Here is a 14668-nt window from a genome sequence, read left to right on the forward strand (position 1 = left end):
CGCAGCAGCCTGGCCGGAGCGATCTTCCATGCCGATCATGGAGCCCAGTACACCTCGGCCGAGTTCGCCAGGGTCTGCGCCGAACTCGGGGTGCGCCAATCCATGGGAGCCGTCGGGACCAGCGCCGACAACGCCGCGGCGGAATCGTTCAACGCGACCTTGAAACGCGAGACGCTGCAGGGAGCCAAGCGCTGGTCCTCGCCACGTGGTGTCCACACTTCAGGGCGAAGGCCCCACCCTGCGCGAGCTGGTGCTGGCCGCGGGCCGTCCGGCGCTGCACCGCATCACCTGGCGACATGGCAGCAAGCGCACCAAGGGCAACCCCACGGCGAGGATGACCTCCCGGTTTGTTCCTCACCGAACTCCGCTTGACCAGCCCAAAAGCCTGCGGGGCGGCCTGGCCTTTGCAAGATCTTGCACATGCTCCAGGTGTTCTTAGCCACTTGGAGCGGCCGATGCCCCACCTGCCATCAACGACCACCATTACGAACTAACAAAGCCACGCTTGATCAAATCCTTTTTGCCCGGAATCAAGGCAGCAGGCCGCTGGGCGGGTGTTCAAGAGTTGCGGACGAGTCGCCATCGGTTGTCGGCGGTTCCGTTGTCGGAGTCCTGAACGGCCTGGGCGCCGTTGGCGGTGGAGTTGTTCTGGATGGCGAGCAGCTTGCCGCTGTTCACGTTGCGGATCTTGTAGGTTCCGTCGCCGTTGTCGACCAAGGTCCACCGGTGGTCGGCTGTGCCGTTGTCGGACCACTGCAGGATGCGGGCACCGTCGACGGTGGACATGTTCTCCACTCCCAGCACCTTGCCGCTGTTGACGTTGCGGAACCGCACGGCGCTGCCGTCGGTCACCATCACCCAGTTGTGGTCCGCGGTGCCATTGTCGGTCCACTGGAGCGCGAGACCGCCGTCCGCCGTGGACATGTTCTGGATGCCGAGGACCAGGCCACTGGCCGCGTTGACCAGCCGGTAGCTTCCCGTCCCGCCGGTGCCCTGCCCGCTGACATTCCAGTAAACGGTGTAGTTGTGCCCCTGCGCATCGTAGAAGGGGATCAGGTTGACCGTCGCGTTGTCGGCGGTGGCGGTGAAGGTGAGCGCCGAAGTGCTGGTCCGGGCGATCGAGGAGGTGGTCAGGGCCGGAAGCGACGACAGCGAGGTGTTGCCGTAGTTGCCGGACAGCACGACAGGACCATACGTGATCGCCGCGACGTTCGCGTTGTCGTTGGCCGCCTTCATGACCACCCGCATGGGCAGGCGCACCGTGACGGTGTCGCCGGACGTCCACGAGCGGGTGAGGGTGGCGTAGGACCCGGGCGTGGTGTCGGCGCTCTGCTGCGTGCCGTTGACGCTGATGGTGGCGCCCGACGTCCAGGCGGGGATGCGGATCCGCATCGTCCACGAGCCGCCGACGCTGCCGGTGACCTGCAGGGTCGTGGTGTCACTCGCCGGGTAGGACGTCGTCTGGGTGACCGTGATGCCGCGCTGGGACCAGTTCAGTGTGGATGGCTGGAACAGGTTCACGAACAGCGTGGTGCCGTTGTAGGAGTAGATGGCGTCCACCAGGCTCGTGTTGGCCTCCACCCCAGTGCCCTGGCAGCACCAGAACGAGTTGTAGTCAGTGCTCCACGTGCCGCCGCCCCAGGCCGGGCCGACCCCACGGCGGCCACCGGGCCGCAGAGGGGTGAAGTAGGTGATGTGCCCGTGGGCGTCCGCCGGGTTCTGGGCACCGATGACGTGGTTGAACAGGGCCCGCTCATAGAAGTCCATGTAGGACGCCTGGCCGGGGTTCAGCAGCCACAGCTCGCGGGTGAGCTTGAGCATGTTGTAGGTGTTGCAGTGCTCGCAGGTGTCGTTGCTGAGGTATCCGGCGATGGCGTTGGGGGCGCGGAAGTGTTCGGCCTGGCTGTTACCGCCGATCACATACGTGTGCGCGTTGACGGTCATGTTCCATGCGTTGTTCGCGATGTCCCGATAGCGGGTGGTGCCGGTCGCCTTGTACTCCCGTGCCGCACCGATCCACTTGGGCACCTGCGTGTTGGCGTGCAGGCCGTTCAGCTGGTCCTGATTGGAGGCGAGCGGGGTGAACACGGCCGCGTGGTCGAACCGCTGAGCCGTCGTGAGCCAGCGCCCGTCACCCGTCTGCTGGTAGATGTCGGTCAGCACCGCGTTCATGCCGCCGAACTCGGTGCCCAGCATGTTCTGCATCTGGCTGGAGCTGAGCCGGGAGGTGCGCTGATCCACCCAACCCGCGAGCGCGAGCAGCACGTCGCGGGCCTGGGTGCTGCCGATCAGGCGCCACACGTCGAGCAGGCCGGCCAGCGTCTTGTGGATGCAGTAGTACGGCACATTGCCGTTGCTCAGCGTCCGCGCTTCGAGGGCGCTGAAGTCCGACTCGGGGAAACCGGAGAGGTAACCGGCGCCGAACCCGGCGGCACCGTTGTTCGCCTGGCATTTGGCGAGCTCGGCGACCATGAAGGTGGCCTTGTCCCGGCAGGTGGTGTCGCCGAGCAAGGCGTACGCCTGGGCCCACGCGGTGAGGAAATGCCCCTGCACGTGGGTGCGGAACGGGAACGACGGGGCGTCCCATCCGCCGTTCGAGGCGGCGCCGTTGGTGGAGAGCCGGTGATTGGCCCGGAAGTTGTACAGCAGCCGGTTGACGTCGACGAACCGGAGATAGGAAAGGGTGCGGTTCTGGTTGTCCAGCCAGCGGCCGGAGGCGAGCTGGACCTGCCCGAGGTCGAACAGGTAGGCCGACACGCCGATGTCGGCCCGGGCCGGGGCGACCGCGGCCACGGCGGCCGACGTCCCGGCGGCCTGCCCAACGGCCGACGCGGCAACCGCGACGCCGGCGGTCTGCAAGAGCTGACGGCGGCTGAGCGATGGGGATGACACGAGACCTCCAACATGGTGAGCTGCGGTCGCCCGAGGACAACGGGCGACGTCACGGCCGCCTCGCCGCACTCGGCAGCCATGGGACGAAGAGGGGAACAACGGCCGGAATCAACTGCGCAGGGTCCACCGCTGGTTGGCCTGGCCGTTGCAGGACCACAGGATGAGCTTCGTGCCGTTGGCGGTGGCGGCCGCGTTGGCGTCCAGGCACAGCCCGGACTGCACGCCGGTGACGGTGCCGTTGGTGTTGACGTTCCACTGCTGGTTGGCCTGGCCGTTGCAGTCCCAGATGATCACCTGGGTGCCGTTGGCGGTGCCCTGCCCGTAGGCGTCCAGGCACTTGTTGCCGTACACCTGCAACTGCTTGCTTGAGGTGGAGGTGAACCGCTGGTTGGTGCCGCTCCCGCAGTCCCACAACTGCACCTGGGTGCCGTTGGCGGTGCTGCTGTTCGGCACGTCGACGCACCGGCCGGACTGGCCGCCCACGATCTGGACGCCCTGCTGCGGGTTGTCGCCGCCCGCCGGCGCGTAGCCGGCGGCGGCGATGTTGGCCTGAACGGCGTCCTCGGTGGCGGCGGTCGGATAGCCGGAGGTCAACACGCCCTCGAAGAAGGTGCCGCGGCCGGAGACGCTGTTGTCGCCGCCGATGCCGAGCAGGATGGCGCCTTCCTTCTTCATCGGGTGGTAGCCGTTGGGGCGCCGTCCGTCGAAGTAGGTCGTCAGGCCGCCCGACTGTGCGTTGCCGCCCCGGATCGCCCAGTGGTTCGGCTCCCCCTTGACCATCGCCGTGACGAAACGGTGGTTGATCGACGGGATGTTGTTGTAGCCCGCGTTCACCCCCGAGAAGAGTCCCCACTCCAGGTCGGCCATGATCCAGGGACCGGCTCCGGCCCCGTAGCCCCACTGCTTGTCGGCGCCGAAGTAGACGGTCTCCATGATGGCGGGGGAGTCGGCTTGGCCGTCTGTCTGGGCGTTGCCGTAGTCGAAGCAGCACCACTGGTTGTAGTGTGTGCCGTCGACGACGGCATAGATGCCCTCGGGCTCGTCGCCCTTGGCGACGCCGTTGGTGTTGTTGTTGCGGTAGCCGGTGCCGGGCTCCACGCGGACACCGTACGCCTTCTGGCCGCCGATGGTGATCGGGGCCGCCTTCGCGTCGGCGAGGTTGTCCCATCCGCCCGGAGCGGGGCCCTTCCAGTAGCCGGGCGGCGCCTGCGTGAGGCGGTTGTTGCGGCCGGACTGGTCGTAGATGATCGTGATGACGCAGGTCGTGTTGGCGCAGAACGAGTCCTGCGTGGCCGCGTTGACCACCCCGCCCGCGCTCAGCACCCCGATGTCCCGGCTGGTGTTGTCGGACGAACGCCTGACTTGGTAGAGCGGGCCGTCGTAGGCCGCGTACAGGGCACGCGTGGTGCTGTGCGCCGCCACACACGGCGTCCCGCCCGCGGCGTAGATGTCACACGGCTGCGACGTCGCGGCCTGGGCTGTCCCACCGCCGACCAGGCAGGCTGTGGCGAGCAACGCACCCACCCCGGCCGCGAGTGGCCTTGTCAGGCGTCCAAAAAGCATCATGCCTTCTCTCCATCAGGACGGCGCCGATACGCGGGCCCGGCAAAAGTTGTGTTAGCGCTAACATCAGTGGATGGTCGAATCGATTCGTCGGTGACGCCAGTGCGGAGTCAAATCAACGAAGGCCCCGGCGTCAAGAACGTGGATCGAATCTCTCGCCACCCGGGACTACGCTGTCGGCGCTTCGCCTGGGTTCCTACCGTGAGGCGTTCGCCTCATTGCGATGAGATGTCGTGAAACTTTCATCCCCGCGTCCGCCGGGTGGCGAGCCGTCGCCCGCCTCACGGCCGGTCACCTCCTGCCCGGAGTCGTACGACGTGGCCATCCAGCGGCGGTTGTGGGCCGTCTCCGAAGATCTCGCCGGGGTGACGTCCCCCGTCGCCGCGCCCGCTTCAGGAGCGGCCGTCACGGCGTAGCGTGGATCGTCCGTAACGCCGGGCCCGGCAGCGAGGAAACATCTGAAAGCACATTCCTCGGCGAGGGCCGTCCGCGCCCTCCGTCAGGCGCGGCGATCGTCGCCGATCCATCAGGGAGAGATCTTGACGCACAGTGGCAAAGAGACGGACCCGCAGGATCCGGAGTACGCCGACGCCCCGGCTGCAAGGATCAATCCGCACATTCCTCACCCCGCCCGGATCTATGACTTCTTACTGGGCGGCAAGGACAACTTCGCCTCCGACCGTGAGGCCGCCAAGGGGCTCATCGCGCTGTCGCCGGGCACCCGTGAGGGCGTGCGCGCCCACCGTGCCTTCGTGAGCCGGGCCGTACGGTATCTGGCGGCCGAAGCCGGCATCACCCAGTTCCTCGACATCGGCACCGGGCTCCCCACCCAGGACCCCACCCACGTCATCGCCCAGCGGGCCGTGCCCGAGGCCCGGGTGGCCTACCTCGACAACGACCCCATCGTCCTCGTGCACGGGCGTGCCCTGCTGACCGGTGACCCGGCGGGCGCGACGGAGATGATCGAGGCGGACCTGCGGCAGCCACAGAAGATCCTGTCCGACCCCGCGATCCGGGAGGTGCTCGACTTCACCCGTCCCGTGGCCGTCATCCTGGCCGGGATCCTGCACTTCGTCACCGATGACGAGGACCCGTACGGGGTGGTCGAGCAGCTCAAGGCGGCGGTGCCCAGCGGCAGCCACCTGCTGCTGTCGCACATCACCATGGACTTCGCCGACAACCTGAGCCGCGAGGAGTTCACCAAGCCGTACGACAACAGCTCCGCCCCCATGGTGCCGCGCAGCCACGCCGAGACGCTGCGCTTCTTCGAGGGCTGGGACCTCCTGGACCCGGGCCTCGTCGAGGTCGTCACGTGGCGGCCGGACCCGGTCGAATACCAGGAACAGATCCCCGGCGGCCACGCCTGGGCCTACGGCGGCCTCGCCGTCAAACCCTGAGACCTCCCCGCGTGCCCGCCCGCCTGGCGTGCCGGTTGGCACCACCGCGGCGGCACCGAGGTCGGCGTCAACGGTGACGGTGCGGCTTGGTACGGCCGTTCAGGCGGGCGGGAGTCATGGGTGAAAAAGGGGTGCGGGAGGGTGAGGACGCGGCGTTTTTCCGGCCGATCGAGGGCAGGCGTCATGGCCGCGGCGACGTGAAACCGGACGAGCAGGCGGGCGGGGGCTCAGGGACGGGGTGCGGGGCTCGGGGACGGGTCCTGAGGGCTCAAGTGGACCCGCCATTACTCGTCGAGTCGGCGGCGGGACCGTCGGTCCGGATGGGGTCCACGCTCCTCCTCGATCAAGTCGGGTGGCTAGCCGCATTAAAAGAGGGGACTTTCGCCGGCACAAGGGTGAAATCGTTTACAAGTTAGGTAACGTTTCGGTAACTGGCGCGGAAAACTCGCTGAAATGCGCAGACATCAGCGATGCCAACTCGTTACGCGACGAAGGGGTTCACGGTCGGACATTCGCGTGTTACAACCCGATTAATTGATCTCAGAGATAAACAAAGGGGCAGGTGGTGCGCATGTCGTACAAGCCACCCGACCGCGCCCCGGGCGGCGCTGCACCGGCGGGTCCTGCCGCGCTGCGCCGGGCGAACCTCTCGCTCGTGCTGCGCGAGCTGCGCGACCACAGGGTCCTGTCCCGCGCCGACATCGCCGAGACGACCGGGCTGCACCGCGCCACCGTCTCCAACCTGATGGCCGAGCTGCTGGAACGGCGTCTCGTACGCGAGGTCGGCGTCAGGCACGCCGGCGCCGTCGGCCGCCCCCGGCGCGCGGTGGCCTTGCACGGCGCGCACGTCGGCGCGCTCGGCATGGAGATCAACGTCGACTACATCGCGGTCCACGGCACCGACCTCAGCGGCCGGGTCCTGGTCGAGCGCCGGATCGTGCACGACGCCGTGGGCAGCGGCCCGGACGGCTCCGTGCGGCGGCTCGCGGCCGTGGCAGGGCAGGCCGTCGAGACCATGCGGCGGGCCGGAGCGACCCCCGCCGGCATCGCGGTCGCCGTCCCCGGGCTCGTGGACGTCACCCGCGGCGTCGTGACGCTCGCCCCCAACCTGTCCTGGCACGAGCTGCCCCTGGCCGAGCGGCTGACCTCCGTGCTCGGCCCGTTGCGCCTGCCAGTACGGGTGGACAACGACGCGAACCTCGCCGCCCTGGCCGAGTACACCTCCGGCGTCGCCGCCGGCACGCCCTACCTGGTGTACCTCACCGGCGAGGTCGGGGTCGGCGGCGGCATCATTTTGGACGGCCGGCTGCTGCGCGGCGCGGACGGCTTCTCCGGCGAGGTCGGGCATCTCCAGGTGGACCCCGACGGCGACCAGTGCGGGTGCGGCCGCGCCGGATGCTGGGAGACCAAGGTCGGCCTGGCCGCGCTCGTCCGCGCGGCGATGCCCGAGCAGGCGTACGGGCTGCCCGGCAGGCCGGTGCCCGACCCCGGCGAACGGGTGAGCGACATCGCCGGCGGCCTGGCCGCGGGCGACCCGCGGATGACGGCGGCGGTGGCGCAGGTCGGCGAGTGGCTCGGGCTCGGCGGCTCGATCCTGGCCAACCTGTTCAACCCGCGCGTGATCGTCATCGGCGGCTACTTCGCCTCGCTGGCCCAGTGGCTGCTGCCGCACGCGCAGGACCAGCTGGACCGGCTCGTGGTGGCGGCCCCCGCCGCCCGGTGCCGCCTGGTCGCCTCCACACTCGGCTTCGGCGCCGCCTCCCGGGGCGCCGCCAGCATGGTGGTCAGCGACGTCATCGACGACCCGACGGCGATCATCGGCACACCACCCCGGCCGGCACCCGTCTGACGGCCCCGCAGACCTGGAGACGGCACCCTCCAGCACCCCGCAAGATCCGCTCCACGAAGTGGCAACAGCGCGGCGGCGCGCGCCTTGCCTGACGTCCCCCCGGTCAGGAAGGGTTTTCCATGTCACCACGTCATCGCACGTGGGCCAGGCTGCTCCGTGCGGCCCTGCCGTTACGCGGACGGCGCCTCAGGCGCCGAGCCGTGACGACGATGGCCTTGTCCGCCCTCGTCGCCCCCCTCGCCGTCCCTCTCGTCCCGATCCTCGCGGCGCCCGCGAGCGCCGAGGCCGCCACGGCGGCCGAGCCCGCCTACAAGGTCCTCGTCTTCTCCAAGACGACCGGTTTCCGGCACGACTCCATCCCCGAAGGCATCGCGGCCGTGCAGCGACTCGGCCAGGACAACAACTTCGCGGTCGACACGACCGAGGACAGCGCCCTGTTCACGGACCAGAACCTGGCCCAGTACAAGGCCGTGATCTTCATGTCCACGACCGGTGACCCGCTGAGCACGCAGGACCAGAAGAACGCCTTCCAGCGCTACATCCAGAACGGCGGCGGCTTCGTCGGCGTCCACGCGGCCGCCGACAGCGGCTACACCTGGGAGTGGTACGGCAAGCTGGTCGGCGCGTACTTCAAGAGCCACCCGGCGATCCAGCAGGCCAGGGTCAAGGTCGAGGACCCGGCGCACCCGTCCACCAAGGACCTGCCGACGACCTGGACCCGTAGCGACGAGTGGTACGACTACCAGGCGAACCCGCGCCAGACGGTCCACGTGCTGACGTCGATGGACGAGACCTCCTACACCGGCGCCACGATGGGCGCCGACCACCCGAACACGTGGTGCCAGGACTTCGACGGCGGCCGTTCGTGGTACACCGGGCTCGGCCACATGAAGGAGAACTACAGCGAGCCGAACTTCCTGAAGCTGCTGCTCGGCGGCATCCAGACCGCCGCGGGCGTCGTCAAGGCCGACTGCTCGGCCTCGCAGAGCTCCAGCTTCGAGAAGGTCACCCTCGACGACAACACCTCCAACCCGATGATGGTGGACGTCGCGAAGGACGGCCGGGTCTTCTACATCGACCGCCTCGGCGAGGTCAAGATCATCAAGCCGGCCGGCGGCACCGTGACGGCGGCCGATCTGGACGTCTTCACCGCCAACGAGAGCGGTCTGCTCGGCCTCGCGCTCGACCCCGGCTTCGACACCAACCACTGGGTGTATCTGTACTACTCGCCCACCGGGACGAACGTCGACCGGCTGAGCCGCTTCACCGTCACCGGCGACACCCTGGACCTGGCGAGCGAGAAGACGATCCTCGACGTCCCGGTCCAGCGGGCCGAGTGCTGCCATCACGGCGGCGGCATGGTGATCGACCCGAAGACCGGCGACCTCTGGCTGGGCACCGGCGACAACACCAACCCGTTCGCCTCCGACGGCTACACGCCGATCGACGAGCAGTCGGGCCGGTCGAGCTGGGACGCCCAGCGCAGCGCGGGCAACACCAACAGCCTGAGCGGCAAGCTGCTGCGCATCCACCCCGAGGACGACGGCACCTATACGATCCCATCGGGCAACCTGTTCGCACCGGGCACGGCGAAGACCAAGCCGGAGATCTACGGCATGGGCTTCCGCAACCCGTTCCGCGTGGGCCTGGACCCCAAGACGGGTCACATCATGCTCGGCGAGTACGGCCCCGACGCCAACTCCGCCAGCGCCACCCGCGGCCCGCAGAACACCGTCGAGTGGAACATCGTGTCCGAGCCGGGCAACTACGGCTGGCCGTACTGCGTCGGCGACAACACCCCGTACGTCGACTTCAACTTCGCCACCCGGCAGTCGGGGTCGGCGTTCAACTGCGCGGCGCCGGTCAACGACTCGCCGAACAACGACGGCCTGACCAGCCTGCCGCCGGTCATCCCCGCGACGGTCTGGTACCACTACGCGGCCGACCCGCAGCACTTCCCGGAGCTGAGGGGCGGCGCTCCCATGGGCGGCCCGGTCTACCGTGACGACCCCGGCCTGCAGTCGGACGTCAAGTGGCCGGCGTACTGGGACGGCAAGGCGCTGTTCGGCGAGTGGAACAACGACAAGATCTGGTCGTTCCAGCTCGACGAGGACGGCACTGAACTCGTCGAGATGAACCCGATCCTCGGCACGTTGTCGTTCAAGAAGCCGATGGACATGAAGTTCGGCCCCGACGGCGCGCTCTACCTGATCGAATGGGGCTCCGGCTTCGGCGGCGACAACGCCGACTCCGGCATCTACCGCATCGAGTACACCAAGGGCACCCGCCCGCTGATCGCCCGTGCCACCGCGGACAAGACGGACGGGCCGCTGCCGCTGGCCGTCACGTTCTCCAGCGAGGGCAGCAGGGACCCGGACGACAAGCCGATCACCTACGCCTGGGACCTCGACGGCGACGGCGAGACCGACTCCACCGACCCGAACCCGTCCTTCACCTACGAGGAGGGCGGCGACTACAACGCCGTCCTGACCATCACCAACCCCGACGGCAGGACCGCCACCGCGAGCGTGGCGATCAGCGCGGGCAACACCCGCCCCACCGTCTCGGTGGACCTGCCGCCGAACGGCTCCTTCTTCGAGTTCGGCGACCAGGTGAAGTTCGAGGTCACCGTCACCGACCCCGAGGACGGCACGATCGACTGCGACCGGGTGCAGATCCAGGCGATCCTCGGCCACGACAGCCACGGCCACCCGCTGGACCAGCACAAGGGCTGTGAAGGCGTGCTGCAGACCCAGCAGGCCGGCCACGGCGAGTACGACAACCTCTTCTACGTCATCGAGGCCAGCTACGCCGACGACGGCGCCAACGGCGCCAAGTCGCTGACGGGGCGGGGCGAGGTCCTGCTGGAGCCCAAGCGCAAGCAGGCCGAGCACTTCTCGCGGACCGGCCGGGTGAGCGGCGGCACCGGCACCGACGCCGCGGGCGTCGCGGCGGAGACGACCAGCGACACCCAGGGCGGCAACGAGCACATCGCGTTCATCCAGGACGGCGACTGGTGGTCCTTCGACCCGGCGAACCTGTCGAACCTGACCGCGATCCGGCTGCGCGCCTCCTCCGGCGGCCCCGGCGGGACCGTGCAGATCCGGGCGGGCGACCCCGAGACCGGCACGCTGGTCGGCTCGGTCGAGGTGCCGCCCACCGGCGGCTGGCAGACCTTCACCGACGTCACTCTCGACCTGACGGAACCGCCGTCGGCGAGCGGGCCGCTGTACTTCGTCGTACGCAAGCCCACGGGCGCGGCCGGCGACACCTACCTGATCAACGTCAACTGGGTCGACTTCGTCGGCAAGGGCGCGACCGACAACCAGCACCCGGTGGTGACCGCGACGGCCATCCCAGCGACGGGCGTCGCCCCGCTGCGGGTGGCCTTCACGGCGACGGCCACCGACCCCGAGGGTGACCCGCTCACCTACAAGTGGAACTTCGGCGTGGCCGGCGCACCCGAGCCCACCACCGCCGAGGCGAGCCACACCTACACCGCGCCGGGCACCTACACCGCCGTGGTGACCGTCAACGACGACAAGGGCGCGTCGGCCACCGCGCGGGTCCAGGTCAAGGTGGACGCCCAAGCCACGGTGTGCTTCACCGGCCGGTCCGACGACTTCCTCGGCGACCGGCTCGACCGTGACCGCTGGTCCGTCGTCCGCGAGAATCAGGACCTCAAGGTCGCGGACGGCAAGCTGGTGATCCCGACCTCGACCACCGACATCTACAGCACGGGCGGCAACACGCCGAACATCGTGCTGCAGCCGGCTCCCTCGGGCGCCTGGACGGCCACGGCCAAGCTCACGCTGGACGCGCGGGACGCGTACCAGCAGGCGGGCCTGGTCATCTACGGCGACGACGACAACTACGCCAAGATGGTGCTGCAGGCGCGCTCGACCTCGGGTTCCGACCACGCCAGCCGCATCTTCCAGTTCATCAGGGAGGAGAACGCCGCCCCCAACGAGGTGTCGGACAGCAACACGGCCTCCCTCGGCGACGCCTACCCCGACACCGTGTACGTGCGGTTCGTCAGCGACGGCAGCAGCATCACCGCCCACTACTCCTCCGACGGCAGCACGTTCACCGCGATGCCGCAGACCAAGTCGCTCGCCGGGATCACCAGCCCGAAGATCGGCCTGATCTCGCTCGCCGGGGCCAACCACCCGGTGGTGGACGCGGCCTTCGACTGGTTCCACATCACGCCGGACGACAAGGCGACCGCGCCCGCCCCGGACGACGAGTTCGACGGCACCGCGCTCGACACGTGCCGCTGGAGCGCGGTCGTGCGCCCCGACGCCACAGCCGCGCGGGTGAGCGGCGGCAAGCTGGAGCTGGACACCACGACGGGTGACATCTACGGGACCACCAACACCGGCCCGAAGAACCTCATCCTGCAACCGGCCCCGGACGGCGACTGGACGCTGGAGACCAAGCTGGACGCCTCGGCGCTCAACGAGCAGTACCAGCAGGGCGGCCTGATGGTCTACACCGGCGACGACGACTACGTGAAGCTCGACTTCCTCACCACCAACTCGCCGGGAGCCACGGTGGCGCGGGCCATCGAGCTGCGCAGCGAGGTCGGCGGCACCGTGCAGAGCCCGCAACCGCAGGCGAACAACCTCACCGGCGGCGAGTGGCACCTGCGGCTGAAGAAGGAGGGCGACACCTTCACCGGCTCCTACTCCTCCGACGGCCAGACCTGGACGGACCTGTCCGCTCCGGTGGAGAACAGCGCCGTGGCCGAAGACGCGAAGGTCGGCGTCTACACCATCGGCACCAACCAGACGGCCTCGAAGACGGTCATGTTCGACTTCTTCCGCCTGACCGGGGCGGCGCAGGTCGAGCTGGCGGTCTCCGCCGCGGCCCGCTGCATCGGCACCTCGGCGTACGTGGCGGTCACCGCCGTCAACACCTCCGAGACGGCGGCGACGGTGACGCTGACCACGCCGTACGGCACGAAGACCGTGGCCGGCGTGGCCCCGGGCAAGCAGGCGTACCAGTCCTTCAACAGCCGGGCCGGGCAGATCGACGCCGGCACGGTGACCGTGAAGGGGACGGCGACGATCGGCGGCCGGGAGGTCACCTCGTCGTACGACGCCGCGTACCCGGCGCTCGACTGCAGCTGAGACAGAACCCCCGGGGCCGGCCGCTGGGCCGGCCGGCCCCGCCCACTCATAGATGGAGCGATCACATGAGAATCAACAAGGCCGCGCGGCTGCTCGCCGCCGCGGTGGTCGGTGTCGCGCTCGCCGGCGCCGGCCTGGCCGGTCCCGCCGTGGCCGAGGACGATCCCGAGGACGGCATCGACGTGTCGGTGACCATCGAGCCGGGCACCACTACCGGCCAGGTGTCCATGACCGTCGCCGACAACGGCGGGGTGGCCCTGCAGGAGAGCGGCTCCAACGCCGCCGCCCGCCAGTTCGTCGGCACCCTGCCGACGGTCACGGTGACCGACACCCGCGATCCCGGGACGATCCCCGACGGTGACTTCTGGGCGGTCGTGGGCCAGGCCGGCGAGTTCACCGCGACGGACGGCTCCGCGCCGCCCATCGGCCCGCAGTACCTGGGCTGGCGGCCGCGGCTGCTGAGCGACTCCTCGACCGGCGCGGTCGCGGCCGGCGAGCCCGTCTCCAGCGTCATCTCCGACGGCTCGGGAGCGCCCACCGTCGGCCTGCAGGGCCAGGAGCTGCTGGTGTCCACGGCGAACTCCGCCGACGAGATCGGCACCTGGGAGGTGAACGCCGACCTGGCGCTGCGCACGCCCACCGACGTCGCCGCCGGCGAGTACCACTCGACCCTGACGCTCTCCCTGTTCAACCAGTCCTGAGCCGTTTTCCGGGGCGCGGGACGCCATCGCCGCCCGGGACCCTGCGGGGTTCCGGGCGGCCACGACGACGAGACTGGAGACATCCTCTGTTGACCATCAACCGTGCGCGAGGCGTCCTCGCCCGCCTCGCCGTCCTCGCCGCCCTGCCGGCCGCCGTCCTGGTGGGGCCGGCGGCCCCGGCGCACGCCGACACCACCTGGTCGGTCGTGCCGGCCAACGCGGGCGGGCCCGACGGCCGCAGCGTCATCGACCTCGAACTCCCCGGCGGCGGGCAGGTGGTCGAGCACGTCGCGGTCATCAACCGCTCCACCGAGCCGGTCGAGTTCGGGATCGACGCCAACGACGGCTACCTGACCTCCAAGGGCTACTTCGACATGCGGCCGTCGGACGTCGCGCCGGTGGACGGCGGCTCGTGGATCACGGTGCCCGAGAAGGTGACCGTCGCCGCCGGTGCCACCTCCGTCGTGCCGGTGACGGTGTCGATCCCCGGCAACGCGACGCCGGGCGACCATCCCGCCGGAGTGACCGCGTCCCTGGAGACGGTCTCCGGGCAGGTACGGGTCCAGAACCGGGTGGGCGTCCGCCTGAACATCCGGGTCACCGGCGACTACGTCGCCAAGGTGGCCGTCAGCGGGGTGCGGGCGGAGTACACGGGCTCGTGGAATCCCTTCGTCCCTGGGACGGTCGAGGTGACGTACACGGTGGCCAATGCCGGAAATATCCGGCTCGTCAGTGACAACCGGGTGCTGTCGTCCACGCTGTTCACCGAGAACTCCTGGAGCGACCCGTCGGCGGCCAGGGCCAGGGAGCTCATGCCGGGAGGCAGCCGTACGTACGTCGCGCGGGTGGTGGGGGCCTGGCCGCTGGGGCCGGTCCGTACGACGGTCGTGGCGGTCCCCTCCCTCACCGGTGCGGCGGCACCGGACGTCGCCGTGCGGCCGGCGGAGGTCGCCACCACGGTCTGGGCGCTGCCGTGGCCGCAGCTCGGCCTCGTCGTCCTGCTCGTCCTCGCCTTCTTCGCCCTCCGGCTGAACGCCGCGCGGCGCCGCAGGCGCATCGAAGAACTGATCAGGCTCGCCCGTGAGGGCAGGTCGCAGGAGGCGTGAGTCCCGTCACCCGCCCTCAGAGGTGGCG

At 69.5% G+C, this 14668-nt stretch carries 8 protein-coding genes and 1 pseudogene; 7 read left to right on the top strand and 2 right to left on the bottom strand.

What is annotated here, in order from left to right; genetic code table 11:
* Nucleotides 1-201 (top strand): annotated as a pseudogene (locus ABD292_RS11810) (integrase core domain-containing protein); the annotation flags it as partial.
* 357 nt (nt 202-558) lie between these two features.
* On the opposite strand, the gene ABD292_RS11815 reads toward ABD292_RS11810, so the two are convergent.
* Together ABD292_RS11815 and ABD292_RS11820 are read right to left on the bottom strand one after the other, a co-directional pair.
* Nucleotides 559-2892, bottom strand: coding sequence for a beta-L-arabinofuranosidase domain-containing protein (locus tag ABD292_RS11815; protein ID WP_344207161.1), 2334 nt, complete (start codon nt 2890-2892; stop codon nt 559-561).
* Between the two features lie 108 nt (nt 2893-3000).
* Nucleotides 3001-4407 carry an arabinofuranosidase catalytic domain-containing protein gene (locus ABD292_RS11820; RefSeq protein ID WP_344207162.1) on the bottom strand — a complete coding sequence of 469 codons (1407 nt, stop codon included), beginning with the start codon at nt 4405-4407 and terminating at the stop codon, nt 3001-3003.
* A gap of 281 nt (nt 4408-4688) precedes the next feature.
* Between ABD292_RS11820 and ABD292_RS11825 the strand changes: the two genes are divergently transcribed.
* From ABD292_RS11825 to ABD292_RS11850, 6 genes are all read left to right on the top strand, one after another.
* Nucleotides 4689-4871 (top strand): hypothetical protein, encoded by a 183-nt coding sequence (locus ABD292_RS11825; RefSeq protein WP_344207163.1) that lies wholly within the window; start codon nt 4689-4691, stop codon nt 4869-4871.
* Nucleotides 4872-4994: 123 nt separating this feature from the next.
* Nucleotides 4995-5852, top strand: coding sequence for an SAM-dependent methyltransferase (locus tag ABD292_RS11830; RefSeq protein WP_344207164.1), 858 nt, complete (start codon nt 4995-4997; stop codon nt 5850-5852).
* Nucleotides 5853-6423: 571 nt separating this feature from the next.
* Nucleotides 6424-7701 carry an ROK family transcriptional regulator gene (locus tag ABD292_RS11835; protein ID WP_344207165.1) on the top strand — a complete coding sequence of 426 codons (1278 nt, stop codon included), beginning with the start codon at nt 6424-6426 and terminating at the stop codon, nt 7699-7701.
* Nucleotides 7702-7910: 209 nt separating this feature from the next.
* Nucleotides 7911-12833, top strand: coding sequence for a ThuA domain-containing protein (locus tag ABD292_RS11840; RefSeq protein WP_344207942.1), 4923 nt, complete (start codon nt 7911-7913; stop codon nt 12831-12833).
* Nucleotides 12834-12898: 65 nt separating this feature from the next.
* The gene (locus tag ABD292_RS11845) at nt 12899-13534 is read left to right on the top strand and encodes a hypothetical protein (protein WP_344207166.1); all 636 of its coding nucleotides are present in this window, start codon (nt 12899-12901) and stop codon (nt 13532-13534) included.
* Between the two features lie 89 nt (nt 13535-13623).
* Nucleotides 13624-14640 carry a COG1470 family protein gene (locus ABD292_RS11850; protein ID WP_344207167.1) on the top strand — a complete coding sequence of 339 codons (1017 nt, stop codon included), beginning with the start codon at nt 13624-13626 and terminating at the stop codon, nt 14638-14640.
* Nucleotides 14641-14668: the final 28 nt, after the last annotated feature.

It is taken from the genome of Nonomuraea bangladeshensis, assembly GCF_039529455.1.
GTDB lineage: Bacteria > Actinomycetota > Actinomycetes > Streptosporangiales > Streptosporangiaceae > Nonomuraea > Nonomuraea bangladeshensis.

Excerpts from the sequence above, each read along its gene's own strand:
- ABD292_RS11845 (WP_344207166.1), top strand. The coding sequence starts at position 12,899 with ATGAGAATCAACAAGGCCGCGCGGCTGCTCGCCGCCGCGGTGGTCGGT.
- ABD292_RS11840 (WP_344207942.1), top strand. The coding sequence starts at position 7,911 with ATGGCCTTGTCCGCCCTCGTCGCCCCCCTCGCCGTCCCTCTCGTCCCG.
- ABD292_RS11835 (WP_344207165.1), top strand. The coding sequence starts at position 6,424 with ATGTCGTACAAGCCACCCGACCGCGCCCCGGGCGGCGCTGCACCGGCG.